The organism is Nocardioides mesophilus (assembly GCF_014395785.1).
Taxonomy (GTDB): Bacteria; Actinomycetota; Actinomycetes; order Propionibacteriales; family Nocardioidaceae; genus Nocardioides_B; species Nocardioides_B mesophilus.
Genome location: NZ_CP060713.1, coordinates 3,287,659 through 3,306,745 on the forward strand (window position 1 = coordinate 3,287,659; position 19,087 = coordinate 3,306,745).

19 protein-coding genes are annotated in these 19,087 nt (G+C 73.7%); 12 read left to right on the top strand and 7 right to left on the bottom strand.

Annotated features, from left to right (window positions below):
* Positions 1-30: 30 nt before the first annotated feature.
* The 5 genes from H9L09_RS15900 to H9L09_RS21710 all read right to left on the bottom strand — a co-directional run bounded on the left by H9L09_RS15900 (position 31) and on the right by H9L09_RS21710 (position 4,852).
* A complete protein-coding gene (locus tag H9L09_RS15900; protein WP_187577830.1) occupies positions 31-1,143 on the bottom strand; it encodes an AI-2E family transporter in 1,113 nt (370 codons plus the stop codon).
* Positions 1,140-2,369, bottom strand: a complete 1,230-nt coding sequence (locus H9L09_RS15905) for a hypothetical protein (RefSeq protein ID WP_187577831.1) — start codon at positions 2,367-2,369, stop codon at positions 1,140-1,142. Before H9L09_RS15905 ends, H9L09_RS15900 begins: the two co-directional genes overlap by 4 nt.
* Positions 2,370-2,613: 244 nt before the next feature.
* Positions 2,614-3,951, bottom strand: coding sequence for a crotonyl-CoA carboxylase/reductase (gene ccrA / locus H9L09_RS15910; protein ID WP_187577832.1), 1,338 nt, complete (start codon positions 3,949-3,951; stop codon positions 2,614-2,616).
* 167 nt (positions 3,952-4,118) lie between these two features.
* Positions 4,119-4,550 (bottom strand): FCD domain-containing protein, encoded by a 432-nt coding sequence (locus H9L09_RS21705; RefSeq protein ID WP_223164084.1) that lies wholly within the window; start codon positions 4,548-4,550, stop codon positions 4,119-4,121.
* Positions 4,442-4,852 (bottom strand): GntR family transcriptional regulator, encoded by a 411-nt coding sequence (locus tag H9L09_RS21710; protein ID WP_223164085.1) that lies wholly within the window; start codon positions 4,850-4,852, stop codon positions 4,442-4,444. The genes H9L09_RS21705 and H9L09_RS21710 overlap by 109 nt, the downstream gene beginning before the upstream one ends.
* A 173-nt stretch (positions 4,853-5,025) precedes the next feature.
* Here H9L09_RS21710 and H9L09_RS15920 point away from each other — a divergent pair, with 173 nt between their 5' ends.
* From H9L09_RS15920 to H9L09_RS15940, 5 genes are read left to right on the top strand one after another with little or no spacing between them, the layout of a single operon-like run.
* The gene (locus tag H9L09_RS15920) at positions 5,026-6,354 is read left to right on the top strand and encodes an NRAMP family divalent metal transporter (protein WP_187577833.1); all 1,329 of its coding nucleotides are present in this window, start codon (positions 5,026-5,028) and stop codon (positions 6,352-6,354) included.
* Complete coding sequence (locus H9L09_RS15925) at positions 6,351-7,121, top strand: LamB/YcsF family protein (RefSeq protein ID WP_223164086.1); 771 nt, start codon at positions 6,351-6,353, stop codon at positions 7,119-7,121. The genes H9L09_RS15920 and H9L09_RS15925 overlap by 4 nt, the downstream gene beginning before the upstream one ends.
* On the top strand, positions 7,118-7,744 hold the full coding sequence (locus H9L09_RS15930) for a 5-oxoprolinase subunit B family protein (RefSeq protein ID WP_246456067.1): 627 nt from the start codon (positions 7,118-7,120) through the stop codon (positions 7,742-7,744). Before H9L09_RS15925 ends, H9L09_RS15930 begins: the two co-directional genes overlap by 4 nt.
* Positions 7,741-8,658, top strand: coding sequence for a 5-oxoprolinase subunit C family protein (locus H9L09_RS15935; RefSeq protein WP_187577834.1), 918 nt, complete (start codon positions 7,741-7,743; stop codon positions 8,656-8,658). Before H9L09_RS15930 ends, H9L09_RS15935 begins: the two co-directional genes overlap by 4 nt.
* Positions 8,655-9,446, top strand: a complete 792-nt coding sequence (locus tag H9L09_RS15940) for a putative hydro-lyase (RefSeq protein ID WP_187577835.1) — start codon at positions 8,655-8,657, stop codon at positions 9,444-9,446. The genes H9L09_RS15935 and H9L09_RS15940 overlap by 4 nt, the downstream gene beginning before the upstream one ends.
* A 6-nt stretch (positions 9,447-9,452) precedes the next feature.
* Here the strand turns inward: H9L09_RS15940 and mce are convergent, their stop codons facing one another.
* The gene (gene mce, locus H9L09_RS15945; protein ID WP_187577836.1) at positions 9,453-9,926 is read right to left on the bottom strand and encodes a methylmalonyl-CoA epimerase; all 474 of its coding nucleotides are present in this window, start codon (positions 9,924-9,926) and stop codon (positions 9,453-9,455) included.
* Positions 9,927-10,132: 206 nt separating this feature from the next.
* On the opposite strand from mce, the gene H9L09_RS15950 reads away from it, so the two are divergent.
* Together H9L09_RS15950 and meaB are read left to right on the top strand one after the other, a co-directional pair.
* Positions 10,133-11,320: an acetyl-CoA C-acetyltransferase gene (locus tag H9L09_RS15950; RefSeq protein WP_187577837.1), complete on the top strand. Its 1,188-nt coding sequence runs from the start codon at positions 10,133-10,135 to the stop codon at positions 11,318-11,320.
* Positions 11,321-11,393: 73 nt separating this feature from the next.
* The gene (meaB, locus tag H9L09_RS15955; protein ID WP_187577838.1) at positions 11,394-12,371 is read left to right on the top strand and encodes a methylmalonyl Co-A mutase-associated GTPase MeaB; all 978 of its coding nucleotides are present in this window, start codon (positions 11,394-11,396) and stop codon (positions 12,369-12,371) included.
* Between the two features lie 52 nt (positions 12,372-12,423).
* On the opposite strand, the gene H9L09_RS15960 is transcribed toward meaB, so the two are convergent.
* A complete protein-coding gene (locus H9L09_RS15960; RefSeq protein WP_246456068.1) occupies positions 12,424-12,912 on the bottom strand; it encodes a hypothetical protein in 489 nt (162 codons plus the stop codon).
* Between the two features lie 156 nt (positions 12,913-13,068).
* On the opposite strand from H9L09_RS15960, the gene H9L09_RS15965 reads away from it, so the two are divergent.
* The 5 genes from H9L09_RS15965 (at position 13,069) to H9L09_RS15985 (ending at position 18,795) form a co-directional block, all read left to right on the top strand.
* Positions 13,069-13,224 carry a hypothetical protein gene (locus tag H9L09_RS15965; protein ID WP_187577839.1) on the top strand — a complete coding sequence of 52 codons (156 nt, stop codon included), beginning with the start codon at positions 13,069-13,071 and terminating at the stop codon, positions 13,222-13,224.
* A gap of 7 nt (positions 13,225-13,231) precedes the next feature.
* Complete coding sequence (locus H9L09_RS15970) at positions 13,232-13,792, top strand: PH domain-containing protein (protein ID WP_187577840.1); 561 nt, start codon at positions 13,232-13,234, stop codon at positions 13,790-13,792.
* 151 nt (positions 13,793-13,943) lie between these two features.
* Entirely contained in the window at positions 13,944-14,678 is a 735-nt protein-coding gene (locus tag H9L09_RS15975) for an ABC transporter ATP-binding protein (protein WP_187577841.1), read from the top strand.
* On the top strand, positions 14,675-15,544 hold the full coding sequence (locus H9L09_RS15980) for an ABC transporter ATP-binding protein (RefSeq protein WP_187577842.1): 870 nt from the start codon (positions 14,675-14,677) through the stop codon (positions 15,542-15,544). Before H9L09_RS15975 ends, H9L09_RS15980 begins: the two co-directional genes overlap by 4 nt.
* The gene (locus tag H9L09_RS15985; RefSeq protein WP_187577843.1) at positions 15,541-18,795 is read left to right on the top strand and encodes an ABC transporter permease; all 3,255 of its coding nucleotides are present in this window, start codon (positions 15,541-15,543) and stop codon (positions 18,793-18,795) included. Before H9L09_RS15980 ends, H9L09_RS15985 begins: the two co-directional genes overlap by 4 nt.
* Positions 18,796-19,087 lie beyond the last annotated feature (292 nt).

The following is a 19,087-nucleotide window of genomic DNA, read 5'->3' on the forward strand; positions in this document are numbered from 1 at the left end:
GGACCGCACGACGTGCGCAGGCGTGCCGGGTCAGCGGCGGTTCATCTTGGGCGCGACGACCTCGCGGACGATGAGCAGGATCGCGGCGGCGGTGGGGATCGCCAGCAGCGCCCCGATCACGCCCAGCAGCCCGGCTCCGAGCAGGGCCGCGATCACGATCACCGAGCCCGGGATGTCGACCGAGCGGGACATCACCCGCGGGTAGATCACGTAGTTCTCGATCTGCTGGTAGACGACGTAGAAGATCAGGCAGGCGATGCCGGTCGTCGGGTCGGTGGCGAAGCCGATGGCGGTCACCAGCACAGCGCCGAGCGTGGCCCCGATCATCGGGATCACGTCGAGGATGGTCACGACCGCGGCCAGGGCCACGGCGTACTCGCTGAGACCGGCAGCGAACAGGAAGATCAGCGAGCTGATCCCCGCGCACATGGCGACCAGGAACGCCCCGGAGACGTAGGAGCCGACGTTCGCGACGATCCGGTCGCCGAGCTCGGTGACCCGCTCCCGCCTGCTGGCCGGGGCCAGGCCGTAGGCGGCTCGGGTGATCTTGGGCAGCGATGCCAGGAAGTAGAGCGTCAGCACGATGACCACGAAGGAGTTCGCCAGCCGCGAGAGCACGGCCATCCCGAAGCCGATCACGCCGCCGAACACCTTGGAGCCGAAGTCGCCCTGGGTGACGTAGTCCTGGGCCCGCTGCAGCACGTCGTAGCGGGTGTCGAGCTGCCGGAACAGGTGGTTGTGCCGCAGCGACTCGATCCACCCGGGGGCGTTGTCGATCATCGTGCTGACCTGGTCGACGATCACCGGCACCAGCGCGACGAGGAACAGCGCGATCGCGGCCAGCACCATCAGGGTCACCGTGAGCACGGCGTACGGACGGCGCATGCCGCGCCGACCCAGCCAGACCACCAGCGGGTTGAGGCCCGCGGCGAGGAAGGCCGCGACGACGATCAGGATGATGATCGAGCTGACCGCGAGGATCAGGGTGCCGAGCCAGTAGGCGACCAGCACGCCGGCGGCGGCGAAGAAGCCGACCCGGAACGGGTGCACCAGCAGGGCGCGCACCGGCTCGGCGGCACGGGCCTTCTCCGAGACGGATGCTTCACGGGTGACGCGACCGGGGGTCTGGACCGAGCCGCTCACTGCTGCGTGTCGCTCTCCGGCTTGTCCGCGGGGGCCTGCGGCGGCTCGTCGCCGCCGAAGCCGGCGACCACGTCGCGCAGCGCCCCGAGCTGGGCGACGATGGCGTCGCGACGCTTGGCGAGCCGGTCGACCTCGGTGCGCAGGGTGAGCAGCTCGCGCTCGGCGTCGGCCTGGCCGGCCGCGACGAACGTGTGCGCCTGGGTCTGGGCGGAGGCGACGATCTGCTCGGCCTCCCGGCGAGCGTGGCTGAGCAGCCGCTCCGCCTCGGTCTGTGCCTGCTGGCGGGCGGAGGAGGACTGCTCGTTGGCCTCGCGGGCGCGCTGCTCGGCCGCGGTGGCCCGCTGCTCGGCCTCCTTGACCAGCCGCTCGGTCTCGGCGGTGGCGCTGGTGTGGTGCTCGGCCGCCTCGCGGGTCAGCCGCTCCTTCTCCACCGCGAGCGCCCGGCGGGCCTCCTGGACCTCGCGGTCCGCGGCCGCCCGGGCCTGCTCGGCCTCGCGCTTGGCGCCGGTGCGCACGGTGTTGGTCTCCTGCTGGGCGGCGAGCCGCAGCTGGTCGGCCTCGCGGCGGGCCGAGGCGAGGATGTCCTCGGCCTCGCTCTTGGCGAGCTCGCGCTCGCGCTCCACGTCGGCGACCGACCGGGTGCGGGCCTCGTCGAGCTCCTTGAGCTGGACCATCCGCATGTCCTCGGCGTCGCGGGCGGCCTGGGCGCGCAGCGACTCGGCGTCCTTGCCGGCCCGCTCCAGGATCTCCGCGCGCTGCGCGCGGGCCTGCCCGAGCACCTCGTCGGCCTGCTCCTCGGCGAGCCGGAGCATCTCGCTGGCGCGGCCGCCGAGACCGGCGTACGTCGGGTTCTCGTGCTCGCGCACGGTCGTCTCGAGCTCGCCGATCCGCTGCTCGAGCGCGGCGATCCGGCCCCGGGCCTCGGTGAGGCTGGTGGTCAGGCCGGCCTTCTCGCCGGCGAGCGACTGCACCGCCCGGTCCACGGCCGCCGGGTCGTAGCCGCCGCGGCGGACCACCGGGAAGCCGGCCGGACGGGAGGCAGCCGGCGGGGCTGCCGCGGGAGGGGCGGCGGTGGCGCCGGTGCCACCGGTGGGTCGGGGCGCCGACGTGCCGGACGAGGCCGGTGAAGGGGCGCCGACGGCCGGGATCACCTGGGTCGCGTCGTCAGCGCTGCTTCCGGTGTCGCCGTCGTCGTCGAAGATGGACAGGCCGGGGCGCTCGGTCATCGCTGGGATCACTCCAAAGTCGTGTTCGTGGGTCGCGTCGAGCCTAAGTCTGTCGGACACCGAAGGCCATCGGCGTGAGGCTCCCCGGACGACTTGCCGCGGGTCGCGGCCGTCCCGCGGGCAGCCTCGACGGCGACCCGGTCGTGGGTCGGCCTCGGGGGGCCGCACCGGGACGCCGTACCCCCGGACCGTCGCGGCATTCCCGACCGCGGTCCGTGGACGAGCGCGAGGTGCCGGGAGCCGGTCAGATCCCCCGGAAGCGGTTGATCTCGTCGAGGTGGGCGGCCCGCATCGCCACGTCGCGGACGCCCAGACCCTCCTCGGGGGCGAGGCAGAGCACCCCGACCTTGCCCTGGTGGAGGTTGTGGTGGACGTCGAGGGCCGCCTGGCCGACCTGCTCGAGCGGGTAGGCCTTGGACAGCGTCGGGTGGATCATCCCCTTGGCGATCAGCCGGTTGGCCTCCCAGGACTCGCGGTAGTTGGCGAAGTGGGAGCCGATGATCCGCTTGAGGTTCATCCACAGGTAGCGGTTGTCGTACTGGTGCATGTAGCCGCTGGTGGAGGCGCAGGTGACGATGGTGCCCCCCTTGCGGGCGGCGAACACCGAGGCGCCGAAGGTCTCGCGGCCGGGGTGCTCGAAGACGATGTCGACGTCCTCACCGCCGGTCAGCTCGCGGATCCGGGCCCCGAAGCGCCGCCACTCCGACTGGTCCTGGGTGTGCTCGTCCTTCCAGAACCGGAAGCCCTCCGCACTGCGGTTGATGATCAGCTCGGCGCCCATCCGGCGGCAGATGTCCGCTTTCTCCTCGTTGCTGACCACGCAGACCGGCACGGCGCCGCCGTTGAGGGCGTACTGCGTGGCGAAGCCCCCGAGCCCGCCGCTGGCCCCCCAGATCAGCACGTTGTCGCCCTGCTTCATGCCGGCGCCGTTGCGGGAGACCAGCTGGCGGTAGGCGGTGGAGTTCACCAGGCCCGGCGCCGCGGCCTCCTCCCAGGTGAGGTGCGCCGGCTTGGGCATCAGCTGGTTGGACTTGACCAGCGCGATGTCGGCGAGCCCGCCGAAGTTGGTCTCGAAGCCCCAGATCCGCTGCTCGGGATCGAGCATCGTGTCGTTGTGGCCGTCCGGGCTCTCGAGCTCCACCGAGAGGCAGTGGGCGACGACCTCGTCGCCGGGCTTCCAGGAGTGCACCCCCGCCCCGGTCTTGAGCACCACGCCGGAGAGGTCCGAGCCGACCACGTGGTAGGGGAGGTCGTGCCGCTTGGAGAGCGGTGACATCCGGCCGTACTTCTCCAGGAAGCCGAAGGTCGGCATCGGCTCGAAGATCGAGGTCCAGACCGTGTTGTAGTTGATCGCGCTGGCCATCACCGCGATGAAGGCCTCGCCCGGACCGAGCTCGGGCAGCGCCACGTCCTCCACGTGCAGCGACTTGCGGGGGTCCTTGTCGCGGCTCTCCAGACCCTCGAACATCGCCGTCTCGTCCTTGTGGACGGTGACCGCGCGGTAGTGGTCCGGGAGCTCGAGGGCGGCGTACTCCTCCGCGGTGGTGTCACCGGCGAGGATGGCGTCGAGGATCTGCTTCACGGGTTCTCCTGTGGTTGCACCGAGGCACCTGGTCTCACCTGTCGCGGAGCGGCCCACGACGGTGAGTCGGAATCTACCCAGGAGTAACCACAGGTGTCAGCAGGGTGTGACGTATCTGGCCCGGACGGGTGGCTCCGCGGCGAGCAGGCCCCGGTCGGCGGACGGGGCTAGGCCACCGGGCTCGCGCCGAAGGCGGTGACCAGCTGCCGCTCGGCCGCGGACAGGTAGCTCGCCATCTGCTCGGCGGCCTCGGCCGCGCGCCCGGCCGCGACGTGCTCGGCGATCCGGGCGTTCTCCTCCAGGTAGGGGCGGTGGAACTCCTCGGCGCCGTCCATCTGGTGGAAGAAGAGCCGCATCTCCGCGAGCAGCAGCTCCATCGTGGCGTCGAGCCGGGGACTGCCGGCCAGCGCCACCACCGCGCGGTGGAAGTGCTGGTTCGCGCTGGCCACGCCGTCCCAGTCGTCGCGGTCGGCGGCAGCGCGCCCCTCGCTCACCGCAGCACCGAGAGCCGGCACCCGCGCCGCCGCGCCGCCGAACGTGGGGAACTCGCGCAGCACCGCGGGCTCGAGCAGCCGACGCACCCGGTAGACGTCGGCCACGTCCCCGACCGAGGGGCGGCCACCAGCACGCCCCGGTGCGCCTCGCGGACCAGGATCCGCTCCGCGACCAGCTGGCTCAGCGCCTCACGCAGCGTGTTGCGGGAGACTCCCAGCGCCGAGGCGAGCTGCTCCTCGGGCAGGCGGGTGCCGGAGCGGAGCCGTCCCTCGACGACCTCCTCGCGGACGACGCGCGCGGCCCGGTCGGCCGAGGTGCTGAGCACCAGGCGGTGCGAGCGGCGCTGCTCGGCCAGCGCTCCGAGGACCTCGGTGAGGTCGGACCGGCCGGCACGCTGCGCTGTCATGGCACCAGTGTACGGATTCGTTCACCGTGGGTATTGCGGAATTGTTCAACAATCCCCTACGGTTCAGGGAAGCAATGTGACGACGCACACACTCGGCCCCTGCTGGGGGCTCCAGGCCGAGGGCCGGACCGACTGGTCAGGTGGACGTCGCGCTCGGGAGCGAGGAGACCCCCATGACCCAGCCAGACCTGCCCGGCCGCCCGGCGGCACCCCCAGTGGCCGCACCCGTGGCTGCAGCGGCCGACCGGAGCGGCGTCCACGGTGACGTCGGCACCGGCCCCGCGGGCGGCACCCCGGCAGGAGGCCCCACGGCGGCGTCGGACCGGCGGGCCGGTCGCTCGGCCGTCATAGGCGCCATCTTCTTGATGGCCACCAGCGCGATCGGTCCCGGCTTCATCACCCAGACCGCCACGTTCACCGCTCAGCTCGGCGCCGCCTTCGCCGCGGCGATCGTGATCTCGGTGATCGTCGACGTCGCGGTCCAGATGAACGTCTGGCGCGTCATCGGCGTCTCCGGGCAGCGGGCCCACGAGCTCGGCAACCACGTGCTCCCCTGGCTCGGCTACGCGCTGGCGGCTCTCGTCGTGGCCGGTGGACTGGTCTTCAACATCGGCAACATCGCCGGCACCGGTCTCGGTGCCAACGCCATGCTCGGCCTGGACCCGAAGATCGGCGGCGCGGTCTCCGCCGCGATCGCCATCTGCATCTTCCTGAGCAAGCGGGCCGGCATGGCCCTCGACCGGATCGTGCTGTTCCTGGGTCTGGTGATGATGTCGGCCACGGTCGGCATCGCGGTCACCTCGGGGCCGCCGGTGGGGGAGGCGCTGCGCAACACCGTGCTGCCCGAGAGCTTCGACTTCGTGGTGGTGACGACGATCATCGGCGGCACGGTGGGTGGCTACATCACCTACGCCGGCGCCCACCGGCTGCTGGACTCCGGCCGGACCGGCGTGGACCACGTCCGGGAGATCACCCGCAGCTCCGTGATCGGCGTCGTGCTCACCGGGGTGATGCGGGCGCTGCTCTTCCTGGCCGTGCTCGGCGTCGTCGCCGGCGGGACCGCACTCGCCTCGGACGACCCGGCCGGGTCGGCGTTCCGGGCGGCCGCCGGCGACGTCGGCCTCCGGGTCTTCGGTGTGATCCTGTGGGCGGCGGCGATCACCTCGGTCATCGGCGCGGCGTACACCTCGGTGTCGTTCATGACCAGCTCGCGCACGCCCGAACGCACCCGCAGCCTGATGACCGTCGGCTTCATCGTGCTGACCGGCGGGGTGTTCCTGCTGCTCGAGCAGGCGCCCGTGACGCTGCTGATCTTCGCCGGCACCTTCAACGGCCTGATCCTGCCGCTCGGCTTCGGGATGCTGCTGTGGGTGGCCTGGCGCCGTCGCGACCTGCTCGGCGGCTACCGCTACCCGACCTGGCTGCTGGTGATCGGCGGCCTCACCTGGCTGCTCACCGTGTACCTCGGCTACAACGCCCTGCTGCAGCTGGGGAACCTGTGATCAGCGTCGACCTGAACAGTGACGTCGGGGAGTCCTACGGCCGCTGGGAGCTGGGCGACGACGCGGCCGTGCTCGCCGCGGTGACCAGTGCCAACGTCGCCTGCGGCGCCCACGCCGGTGATGCCAGCACGCTGCGCCGCACCTGTGCGGAGGCGCTGGCCCAGGACGTGATCGTCGGCGCCCAGGTGGGGTACCGCGACCTCGCCGGGTTCGGCCGGCGCTTCGTCGACATGGACCCGGTGGAGCTGGCCGACGACGTCGTCTTCCAGATCGGGGCGCTCGAGGGGCTGGCGCGGGTGGTCGGCACGCGGGTTCGCTACGTCAAGCCGCACGGGGCGCTCTACAACGCCGTCGTGCACCACGAGGAGCAGGCGCAGGCGGTCGTGGACGCGGTGCGCGCCTACGACCCCGACCTGCCGGTGCTCGGGCTGCCGGGCTCGCTGCTGCTCCAGAAGGCGGAGCGGGCCGGGCTGCGCCCGGTGCGCGAGGCGTTCGCGGACCGGGGCTACACCCCGGAGGGGACCCTCGTCTCCCGCCGGCTCGAGGGCGCGGTGCTCCACGACCCGGTGGAGGTGGCGCGGCGGGTGGTGCAGATGGTGGTCGAGGGCACGATCACCGCGGTGGACGGCTCCACGGTCAAGGTGGACGCGGAGTCGATCTGCGTCCACGGCGACTCCCCGGGGGCGGTGCAGATGGCCGAGCAGGTGCGGGCACGGCTGCTCGCGGCCGGCGTCGAGCTGGTCCCCTTCACCAGGGGCCTGCTGTGACCCGGTCGGTGCTCGCCTACGGCGACCGCGCCCTGCTCGTCGAGCTCGGCAGCACCGAGGCGGTCGTGCGGTACGTCGACGCCCTCCGGGCCCGGTCGTTGCCCGGCGTGGCCGACCTGGTCCCGGCCGCGGAGACCGTGCTGGTCGTCGCCGCCGCCGGTACGTCGACCGGCTCGCTGCGTCAGGCTCTGGCCGACCTGGAGGCCACCGCCGACGGCGGCCCCGCCGGCGAGGACCACTCGATCGAGATCCCGGTGCGCTACGACGGCCCGGACCTGGCCGACGTGGCCCGGCTGACCGGCCTCACCGAGGCCGACGTGGTGGCAGCCCACACCGGCGCGGCCTGGCGGGTCGCCTTCGGCGGCTTCGCCCCGGGCTTCGGCTACCTCGTCGGTGGCGACGCGCGGCTGGAGGTGCCGCGTCGTGACAGCGCCCGCACCTGCGTGCCGGCCGGTGCCGTCGGCCTGGCCGGCAGCTACTCCGGGATCTACCCGCGCGAGTCGCCGGGCGGCTGGCAGCTGATCGGCACCACCAGCGCACCGATGTGGGACCTGGACCGGGAGCCGCCGGCGCTGCTGCGTCCCGGCGCGGTCGTGCGGTTCGTCGAGGAGGAGAGCAGATGAGTCAGGCAGACAGCACCCGGTCGGCCGGCCGGCCGGCGCGCGTGCGGGCCGCGGGTCCGGCGTTGCGGGTCCGGCGCACCGGCCCGCTGGCGCTCGTGGAGGACCTGGGCAGGCACGGCCTCTCGGCGATCGGGGTCGGTCGCTCCGGTGCCGCGGACCGGGCCGCGCTGTGCCAGGCCAACCGAGCGCTGGCCAACCCCGAGGGCGCGGCCGCCGTCGAGGTCACCCTCGGTGGGCTGGAGGTGCAGGTGGTGGGCGGTCCGGTGTGGCTGTGCGTCACCGGTGCCCCCACCCCGGTCCACGTCGACGACCGCGAGGTCGGGCCCTACGCGGTCGTCCCGGCCGGCGACGGAGCGGTCGTCCGTCTCGGCACCCCGCCGCGGGGGCTGCGCTCCTACCTCGCGGTGCGCGGCGGCCTCGACGTCCCCGACGTCCTCGGCTCCCGCAGCCACGACGTGATGGCCGGGCTCGGGCCCGCGCCGCTGGCGGAGGGCGACCTGCTCCGGGTCGGGCCGGCCCCGGCGACGTACCCGAGCGTGGACCACCTGCCGCCGCTGGTCCTGGACGACGAGGTCGTCCTCGACGTGGTGCGCGGCCCCCGCGACGCCTGGGTGCGGGACGTCGAGCAGCTGGTGGCGCTCCGGTGGCGGGCCTCGGAGCGCAGCAACCGGATCGGCATGCGGCTCAGCGGCGGCGCGATCGCGCACCTCGACGCCGACCGGCAGCTGCCCAGCGAGGGCGCCTGCCGCGGTGCGGTGCAGGTGCCGCCGAGCGGGGAGCCGGTGCTGTTCCTGGCCGACCACCCGGTCACCGCCGGCTACCCGGTGGTCGCGGTCGTGGTGGACGCCCACGTGGACCGGGCCGCGCAGGTGCGGCCCGGACAGGCCGTCTCGTTCCGGTGGGTGCGGGCATGACCGGCGTGAAGGACCCGGCCGGGCTGTCCCCGGCCGCGGCGCGGCAGCTCTTCCGGGAGGGGCTGGTGACGCCGACGGCCGGGTTCGCGAGCGGCTACGCCCAGGCCAACCTGGTCGCGGTGCCGCGAGAGCTCGCCTATGACCTGCTGCTGTTCGCGCAGCGCAACCCCAAGCCGTGCCCGGTCCTCGACGTGCTCGACGCCGGCGAGGTCTCCGGCCCGATCCTGGACGGCGACGTCCGCACCGACCTGCCCGCCTACCGCGTCTTCGTCGACGGCGAGCTGGTCGAGGAGACCCCCGACGCCCGGTCCTGGTGGCGTCCGGACCTGGTGACCTTCCTGATCGGCTGCAGCTTCACCTTCGAGACGGCGCTGGTGCTGGACGGCGTGCCGGTGCGCCACCTCGAGCAGGGCGTCAACGTGCCGATGTACCGCACCTCCCGCCGCTGCCGGTCGGCCGGCGCGCTGGCCGGGCCGCTGGTGGTCTCGATGCGGCCGGTGCCCGCCGACCGGGTCGCCGACGCGGTGCGGATCACGGCGCGCTACCCGGCCGTCCACGGCGCCCCGGTCCACGTGGGAGACCCGGGAGCGCTGGGGATCGCGGACCTGGGCCGACCCGACTACGGCGACCCGGTGGAGGTCCGGCCGGGCGAGGTGCCGGTGTTCTGGGCGTGCGGCGTCACGCCGCAGGCCGCCATCGCGGAGTCGCGCCCGGCGCTGGCGATCACGCACGCGCCGGGGCACATGCTGGTCACCGACGCCCGGGACGCGGCCTACCAGCAGCCGTGAGCCGGGTCAGTGGGTCCCGGCGGGCGCCGGCTCGACGAGCTCGACGAGCACGCCGCCGGCGTCCTTCGGGTGCACGAAGTTGATCCGGCTGCCCGCCGTACCCCGCCGCGGGACGTCGTAGAGCAGCCGCAGGCCCCGCTCCCGCAGGACCGCCGAGACCTGGTCGACGTCGGTGACCCGGTAGGCCAGCTGCTGCAGTCCCGGACCGGAGCGGTCCAGGAACTTCGCGATCGGCGAGGTCGCGTCGAGCGGCGCGAGCAGCTGGATGCACGAGCCGGAGTCACCCACGGCGACCATCGCCTCGCGGACGCCCTGCTCCTCGTTGGTCTCCTCGTGCTGCACGTGCATCCCGAACGCGTCGCGGTAGAACGCGATCGCCTGGTCCAGGTCGGGCACGGCGACCCCGACGTGGTCGATGCAGACGAAGAGGTGCTCGGGCAGGGCGGGGCCGGCTTGACCGGGCTGCGGGGGGACGCTCATCCGGCCATCGTCGTACGCCGGCCGGCCGGGCGGCCACGGACTGTGACCTGTCCGACACCGGCAGGGTCCCTCGGCCCCTCCCGCGCCGGCCAGGACGGTGGGTATGGTCCGGTGAGGAGCCGTGCCGTCCACGTGCGTCGAACGTCCGTCGCGCGCGGCGAACGGTGACCCGCGTGGAGCGGCACCCATCAGTCATAGGAGGCGTCATGTCCGGATCCGTCATCGTCGCAGGGGCTCGCACGCCCATCGGCCGGCTGCTCGGCGGTCTGAAGGACCAGAGCGCCGCCGACCTCGGGGGAGTCGCGATCAAGGCGGCCCTGGCGAAGGCCGGGGTCACCGGCGACCAGGTGGAGTACGTGATCATGGGCCAGGTGATCCAGGCCGGAGCCGGTCAGATCACCGCCCGTCAGGCCGCGGTCAAGGGCGGGATCCCGATGACCGTCCCCTCGATCACCATCAACAAGGTCTGCCTCTCCGGCATCAACGCGATCGCGCTGGCCGACCAGCTGATCCGCGCCGGCGAGCACGAGATCGTCGTCGCCGGCGGCATGGAGTCGATGACGCTCGCGCCGCACCTGCTGCCGAAGTCGCGCGAGGGCTACAAGTACGGCGACGTCGCGATCGTCGACTCGATGGCCTACGACGCCCTCTACGACCAGTTCACCGACCAGGCGATGGGCGCGCTCACCGAGCAGTGCAACGCCGCCGCGGCCGGCCTCACCCGCGAGGAGCAGGACGCATTCGCTGCCCGCTCCCACCAGCGCGCCGCCGAGGCGTGGAAGAACGGCGTGTTCGACGACGAGGTCGTCCCGGTGGAGATCCCGCAGCGCAAGGGCGACCCCGTGGTGGTCTCCCAGGACGAGGGCATCCGCGGCGACACCACCGTGGAGTCGCTGGGCCGGCTGCGTCCGGCGTTCAGCAAGGACGGCACCATCACCGCCGGGTCGGCCTCCCAGATCTCCGACGGCGCCTGCGCGGTCGTGGTGATGAGCAAGGCCAAGGCCGAGGAGCTCGGCCTGGAGTGGCTCGCCGAGATCGGGGCGTCCGGCCAGGTCGCCGGCCCCGACTCCACCTTGCAGACCCAGCCGTCCACGGCGATCCGCAAGGCGGTGGAGAAGGAGGGCATCTCGGTCTCCGACCTCGACCTGGTCGAGATCAACGAGGCCTTCGCCGCGGTCGGCATCGTCTCCGCCCGCGAGCTGGGCCTCGACGAGGACAAGGTGAACGTCAACGGCGGCGCGATCGCGCTCGGCCACCCGGTGGGGATGTCCGGCGCCCGGATCGCGCTGCACCTCGCGCTGGAGCTCAAGCGTCGCGGCGGCGGCACCGGTGCGGCCGCGCTGTGCGGCGGCGGCGGTCAGGGTGACGCGCTGATCCTGCACGTCCCGGCGTGACCGGCCGACGCGGCGCGACGTCCGCCCGGTCCGCCCGGTCCGCCGGGTCCGCCTGGTCCGTCCGGGGGATCGGGTGAGCGCCCCGGGCGGGCGGCGCCGCGCGGTCTCCGTCCCCGACCTGGTCGAGCGGGCCCGCAACGGCGAGGCGCGGGCGGTCGCCCGGCTGATCTCGCTGGTCGAGGACGCCTCGCCGCTGCTGCGCGAGGTGATGGCCGGTCTCGCGCCGTTCACCGGGCACGCCCAGATCGTCGGCATCACCGGCTCACCGGGCGTGGGGAAGTCGACCTCGACCAACGCGCTTGTCACGTCGCTGCGCGCGGCCGGGAAGCGGGTGGGCGTCCTGGCGGTGGATCCGTCCTCGCCGTTCTCCGGCGGGGCTCTGCTCGGCGACCGGGTGCGGATGCAGGACCACGCGCTCGACAAGTCCGTGTACATCCGCTCGATGGCCTCCCGCGGCCACCTCGGCGGGCTGTCCTGGTCGACGCCGCAGGCGCTGCGGGTGCTCGACGCGGCCGGCTGCGACGTGGTGCTGATCGAGACCGTCGGCGTGGGGCAGAGCGAGGTGGAGGTCGCCGGGCTCGCCGACACCACGATGGTGCTGCTGGCACCGGGCATGGGCGACGGCATCCAGGCGGCGAAGGCCGGCATCCTCGAGATCGGCGACCTGTACGTCGTCAACAAGGCCGACCGCGACGGGGCCGAGCAGGTCCGTCGCGACCTGCGCAACATGCTGGCGCTCGCCGACCGCACCGAGGACTCCTGGCGGCCGCCGATCGTGCTGACCGTCGCCCAGACCGGCCAGGGGGTCGACGAGGTGGTGGAGAAGCTCGACGAGCACCGGGCCTGGATGCAGCGCAGCGGCGAGCTGACCCGCCGCCGGGTGCGCCGGGCGCGCGACGAGATCGAGGCGATCGCGGTGACCGCGCTGCGGGCGCGGTGGAGCGACGTCCACACCCGCACCGAGCTCGACGACCTCGCCGAGAAGGTGGCGTCGGGCGACTCCGACCCCTACGCCGCGGCCGACGTGCTGCTCGAGGCCTACACCGACTGAGCCGGCCCGGCCCGGACTGGCCCGGCTCAGTCGGTCGGCCGGTCAACCCTGCTCAGCGCTCGTTGGCCTCGCGGCCCGGGGAGTCCGGGGTCGCGCTGTGGTCGGGGTGCCCCTGGGTGCGGCGTTCCTCCTTCAGCGAGGCTTCGTACAGGTGCCGGCGGCCGTGGGTCAGCTCCTCGCGGGTGCGCCGCTCGAGGTCGCGGAAGAACGACCAGTAGGTGTCGTCGTAGTCCTCCATCACCTGGAACGTCCAGCGCCCGGGGAGCACGTTGCGGCCGACCAGGTCCCGCTCGATCTCGTCGGCGAGGTCGGTGTGGCCGGCCTCGCGCAGCTGGTCGGCGGCGTCGCTGATCTGGAAGTCGGCGGTGCCGGTGAGCTGGTGGAAGGTGTAGAGGTGCCCGCGGGCACGCTCCACGGTCTCCAGCGCCTCGGTGAGCCGCCCGACCGCCTCGGCGGTGGCGCGGTCGACGTCCGCGGGCATCCGGTGCTGCGGGCGCGGCTGGTCCTGCTGCTGGTCGTCCTGGTGATCGGTCTGGGTCACGGTTACTTCTCTCCTCGGGGGCTGCGGCTGCCGTGCCGTACCCGGCGACCGCGATGCTCACGCCCCGCGTGCCTCCCACGCGCGCCGTCCCGGCTCTGCCAGGATGACGGGCGAGGCGTGCACGGGCGCGCCCGGACACTCGGGACGGAGAGAAGCATGCGCAAGCTGGGAATCGGCATCGCACTCCTGTTCGTGCTGTTCTACATGGTCACCCAGCCGGCCGCGGCGGCCGGCGCGGTGCGAGGCGCCGCGGACGCACTCTTCGTGGCGTTCGAGAGCCTCATCGAGTTCTTCGGCGCGCTGTTCAAGTAGGACGGGTATGCCCACGACGGTCCGGGTGCGCCGGACCACGCGCCAGGGGTGGTTCGCCCGGACCTTCGACCCCAAGATCGGGTCGCACCTGCTCCGCGACGAGGGCGAGGTCATCGTCGACGACGTCCACCACCACTGGGTGGTCTACCTCGTGCCCGGCCTCGAGGCCCTGCTGGCGCTGTTGCTGCTCTACCTCTTCCTGATCTCGCCGGTCGACCTGGCCTGGGTGCCGCTGGTCGCCGCCTTCGTGGTGCTCGTGCACGCCTGCTGGCGCGCGCTCAACGAGCACATGGACCGGTTCGTGATCACCAACATGCGGGTGTTCCGGGTGCGTGGCGTGCTGTCGCAGAAGATGGCCACGATGCCGCTCGGCCGGATCCTCGACATCACCGTGGAGAAGCCGCTCAGCGGGCGCCTGGTCGACTACGGCCACTTCGTCTTCGAGTCCGCCGCGCAGGAGCAGGGACTGCGCGACATCCGGTTCGTCGCCCGTCCCTACGAGCGGGACCTCACGATCCAGCGGGTCGTGCAGCGCGCCGGCCTGCGCGGGCCGCGCAACGTCAACTGAGCGCATCGGCCAAGATCACGGTTTCGCCACGACCCGGGAAACGGTGTTGCGCCCCGGCACTCCTGGCGCCACAGTCGTCCGACGGATCTGGCCCGGCGGCAGCCGGCCGGTCCGTCGGGGGCGGCACGAGACGGGGGAGAGCACAGCAGTCATGGGAACGACGCCGTTGGACGGGGCGGCCGCACTGGTCGGACTGGACCTGAGAGTCGTCGGACCGGGCCGGCTCCTGCTCGACGAGGTGTCGGTGACGGCGTCGCCGGGCCGCATGCTCGCGGTCACCGGCTCCTCCGGATCGGGCAAGACCACGCTGCTCAGCGTGCTGGGCGGCCTGCTGCGGCCGGACTCCGGGCAGGTGTCGTACGCCGGCGGCCCGGTCGGCACGCGGCACGGTGAGCCGCGGGCGGGGACGGCGCTGGTGCTGCAGACCTACGGCCTGGTGCCGAGCCTGACCGCCGAGGAGAACGTCTCGGTCGCGCTGCGCGCCCGCGGGGTCGGGCCCCGGGACGCGGTCAGCCGGTCGACCGCCACCCTGGACCGGCTGGGCGTCGGTGACCTGGTCGACCGGCTCATCTCCGAGCTGTCCGGAGGCCAGCTCCAGCGCGTCGCGGTCTCCCGCGCGCTCGCCGTGGAGCCCGAGGTGCTGCTGGCCGACGAGCCCACCAGCGAGCTCGACGAGACCAACCGGGACCGGGTGGTCGCCGAGCTGCGGGCCGAGGCCGACCGCGGGGCGGTGGTGGTGGTGGCCACGCACGACCCCGACGTCGCCGCGGCCTGCGACGACGAGCTGCACCTCGTGGACGGCCGGGTCGAGGGCCTGCCCGCCGGTGTGCCGGTCGAGGTCATCCCCGGGCACGAGCACGACCCGTTCCGCAGGCCCGGCTCATGAGCACCGCAGTGGCCCGACGTACCGGGGTGGCGGTGCGCTGCGTCAACGTCGTGCAGATCTACACCACCGCCGGCGGCCACGACGTCGTCGCGCTGCGCGGGGTCAACCTCGACATCCGGGCCGGTGAGCAGGTCGCGCTGCTCGGTCCGTCTGGCTCGGGGAAGTCGACGCTGCTGAGCCTCTTCGGCGGGGTGCTGCGTCCCTCGGCCGGCAAGGTGATCGTGGACGGCCACGACGTCTCGCGGGTCAGCGAGGGCGAGCTCGGCCGGATGCGCTCGGGCACCGTCGCCTCGCTGCTGCAGGGCGCCTCGCGGAACCTGCTCCCCTACGCCGGCGCGGTGGAGAACATCGAGTTCGCGCGCCGGGCCCTACCCACCGCCGTACGCCGCAGCCTGCCGTCCGCGGTCGAGCTGCTCGACCGGCTCGGCATGCGCGACCTGGCCGGACGGCCGCTGGGCACCATGTCCGGGGGCGAGAAGCAGCGGATCGCGTTCGCCGCGGCGGTCTCCTCCGGGGCCGGCCTGCTGCTGGCCGACGAGCCCACCTCGCAGCTGTCCCACGACGACCGCGACGCGATGCTGGCGCTGCTGCACCTGGTCAACCGCGAGTTCGGCACCACGGTGGTGCTGGTGACCCACGACCCGGAGGTCGCCTCGGCGATGCCGCGCTCGATCACCATCCGCAACGGCCGGATCGGCTCCGAGGGCCGCCACGGCTTCGACTTCGGCGTGGTCGACGAGGACGGTGCGGTGCACCTGCCCGACGACCTGGCGGACCGGTTCCCGGCGGGCACCCTCGTGCAGTTCGAGCAGACTCCGGACGGCGTGCTGCTGCGCGCCGTCGACGAGACGGGAGCGCAGGAGTGAAGGTCCTGCTGGTCGGGCTGTGGGCCCGCCGTGGGCTCAACGCGGCGGCGCTGCTGGTGATCTGGGTGGCGGCCGGGGCGGCCGTGCTGGGTCCGATGTACGGCCGTGCGGCCTCCGAGCACCTGGTGGACACGCGGCTGGGGGAGCGGGCGCCGTACACCACCGGCCTCTCCTACTCGGTGCCGTCGCTGCAGGACGAGCCGCCCGCCGACGACCCCGCGAGCTTCGTCGCGCCGGACCCGACCTCGCTGGTCGAGAAGGCGTCCGCCGCGGTGGACCGGGACGGCGTCGACCGGTTCTGGCCGCAGGAGACCGCCTGGCTGCGCGACCGCGGCCCGACGATGAAGCACGGGCCGCTCGTCTTCGAGGTGCCGTTGTACTGGCGCGAAGGCATGTGCGACCTGGCCGAGATCACCGGCAGCTGCCCGACCGGGCACGACCAGGCGCTGGTCCAGGAGCGGATGGCCGCGGCGCTCGGCGTCGCCCCCGGGGACCGGATCGACCTGACCGTCACCGACAAGTACCTCGTGACCACGAAGGTCGACGGGCAGGAGACCCGGACCGAGGCGGAGCGGAAGTCCGACCGCAGCTTCGAGGTCGTCGGCACCTACCGGGTGGCGGACCCCGACTCGCCCGCCTGGTTCGACCTGTCCCGGTTCACCGGGCTGGAGAACCTGGTCGCCCCGCCGGGCAAGGGCGACGTGTCCGAGGCGAGCCCGGCGACCCCCGCGCTGCTGGTCGCGCCGGCCGCCTTCGACTCCCAGACCTTCCGCGGTGGCGTCGACCGGCCGATCGACCCGCACGCGGTCGACCTGGACACGATGGGCACCGCGCAATCGCTCGCCACCCGGTTCCAGGAGCGGCTGATCGCCTCCAGCACCGGCGGCGAGGTCGAGCAGCTCGAGCTGCGCAGCCTCTTCGACGGTGTCCGGTCCGAGCACACGCTGCTGTCGCGGGTGATGATCGCGGCGCTGGCACCGCTGGTCGTGCTCGCGCTCCTGCTCCTCTTCGCCCTGGTCTCCGCCGGTGCGGCGGTCCGGCGCCCGCACGTCGCGCTGGCCAAGCTGCGCGGGCACTCCCGGGCGCAGGTCTTCGCGTTCGCCGTCGGCGAGCCGTTCCTGGTCGTCGCGCTCGCGGTGCTGCCGGCACTGGCGCTGGCCGTGCTGGCCACCCACGCCATCGCCCGGCTCTGGCTGGTGCCGAGCATCCCGGTGGTCGTCGACCCGGTCGCCTGGGGGGCGCTGGCGGCCGTCGTCGGCTCAGCTCTCGTCGCCTCCGCGGTTGCCGCCCTCGACGTGATCCGCGAGCCGCTCGGGCAGGCGCTGAAGGCGTCGCTGTCGCTGCGCGGGATGTCCCGGGTCGGCCTCGTGCTGCGCAGCGCCGTGGTCGCCGTCGCCGTGGCGGCGGTGCTCCAGCTGGTCACCTCCGCCGACCAGTCCAGCCAGCTGCTGGCGCTGCTCGCGCCGCTGCTGATCGCGCTGGCCGTCGCCGTCGCCGGCGCCGCGCTGCTGCGGCAGGTCAGCGAGCGCTGGCTCCGGCGGACCTCCGGAGGCAGCAGCACGCCGGCCTACCTGGCCTCGCGGCGGCTGGCCCGCCGGCGCGACCTCGCCCACCTGATGATCCCGCTGCTGCTGGCGGTCTCGGTCATCGCGTTCGCCTCGACCGCCACGGCCGTCTCCGACGACTGGCGGGTCAGCCGGGCGCGGGCCGAGGTCGGCGCGGCGCGGACCTTCCAGACCGAGGTGTCGGCGAACCGGCTGCTGCGCGTCACCCGCCAGGTCGACCCCGAGGGCCGCTACCTCGCGGCGGCGGTCGTGGAGAACGGGGCGGACGGGATCGGTCGCCGGCTGCTCATCGACTCCACCCGGCTGGTGCGGGTCGCCGCCTGGGACCCGTCCTGGTCCTCGGAGTCGCTGGCCGGCATCGCCCGCTCGCTGCGCCCCGCCCCCGGCGCGCCGATCACCTTCAGGGGCCGGTCGCTCGGCGCCACGGTCGACGACGTACACCTGCGCTCGGGCACGCGCACGAAGCCGGTGCTGCAGGTGCAGTACCTCAACGACGTCGGCGAGCTGCGCCGGGTCCCGCTCGGCGGGCTGCGCAACGGGGCCGCCCCGGCGACGCTGACCACCAAGGTCTACGACTGCGGGCACCGCTGCGTGCTCCAGCAGGTCATCCTCACCGGGACGAGCTCCTCGGTGCTCGACGCCGACGGCGAGCTGACCCTGACCGGGATCAGTGCCGACGGCGCTCCTCTGGAGCTCGGTCTCGACGACACGGCGGCCTGGCGCCCGGCCCGGCCCTTCCCGGTGTCCCTGGTCGACCCGCCGGTGGTGCTGGCGTCGGGACCCGCCGGGCTGCACTGGGAGGTCCACCTCGGCAGCCTGCCCCGCGGTCCGGGCGGAGAGGCCACGATGGTCTCGGGGTTCGCGGCGATCACGCCGGCGACGACGCCGGACGTCCAGCCGGTGGTGGTGACGAGCTCGGTGACGCCGACCACCGCGCACGTCGCCGGGAGCGGCCTCGCGCTCTCCTACGACCGGTCGGTCGTGCAGGGCGTCGGTCTCAACGGCCAGAAGGTGCCGATGCGGGTCGTCGCCCGCACGCAGGCGCTCCCGGGACTCGGCGCCGAGGGGTCGATGGCCGACCTGCAGACCTCCCTGGTGGAGTTCGCGCCACCGGCCGGCGCCGTCGTGCTGCCGCAGCTCTGGGTCGCCCGGGGCACACCGGAGGCGGTGCTGGACGCGGTTCGCGACCAGGGGGTCCCGCTGCGACCGATCGGCGTGATGGACACGACGCTGCAGCAGCTGCGCACCGACGCCTTCACCCTGGGCCTGCGGCTGTTCCTGGTCGTCGGCCTGGCGACGCTGCTGCTCGCCGTGTTCGGGGTGTTCGCCTCGGCGGTGCTGCAGTCGCGCTGGCGCTCCTACGAGGTGGCGTCGCTGCGGGTGGTGGGTGTCTCGCAGCGCACGCTGCTGCGGGCCTCGGTGCTGGAGTATGTCGTGATGCTCGGCCTCGCCGTCGTGCTCGGGGTGGCCTCCGCGCTGCTCGCCGTGCTGCTGGTGCTGCCGTCGCTGAGCCTCGGCACCGCCGGTGAGTTCGAGCCGTCGCCGGCGTACTCCTCGCACCCGGCGATCCTCGCCGGCGTCGGACTGGTCCTGTTCCTGGTGGCGACGGTCATCGCCTTCGTCGTGTCCCGGCGGACCACCCGGCTCGGGCGGCCCTCGAGCCTGCGGTGGGCCGAGCAGGGCTGAGCCTCCCGGAGCGGGGGAGCGGCCGGTCCCGGTGCGCCTGCGCAATTCGGACATTCCGCTGCAGGGCGTCCCGGGGGGACCGACACTGGGGCGGAATGCTGGGAGGCGTGGAAGGGGGATCCGCGTGGTGCGGCTTGCGGTGCAGCGATCCGCGGGGAGCGACGGTCCGGCCGACCTCGTCTCCGCGGACGGGGGCGTGCACGCCGACCGCGCGGTCGACGACGAGCCCGGGCCCGCGCCACGCCGGCACGCCCCGCGCAGCCGTCCTCCCGCCGCCGGCGCCGCCCCCGCG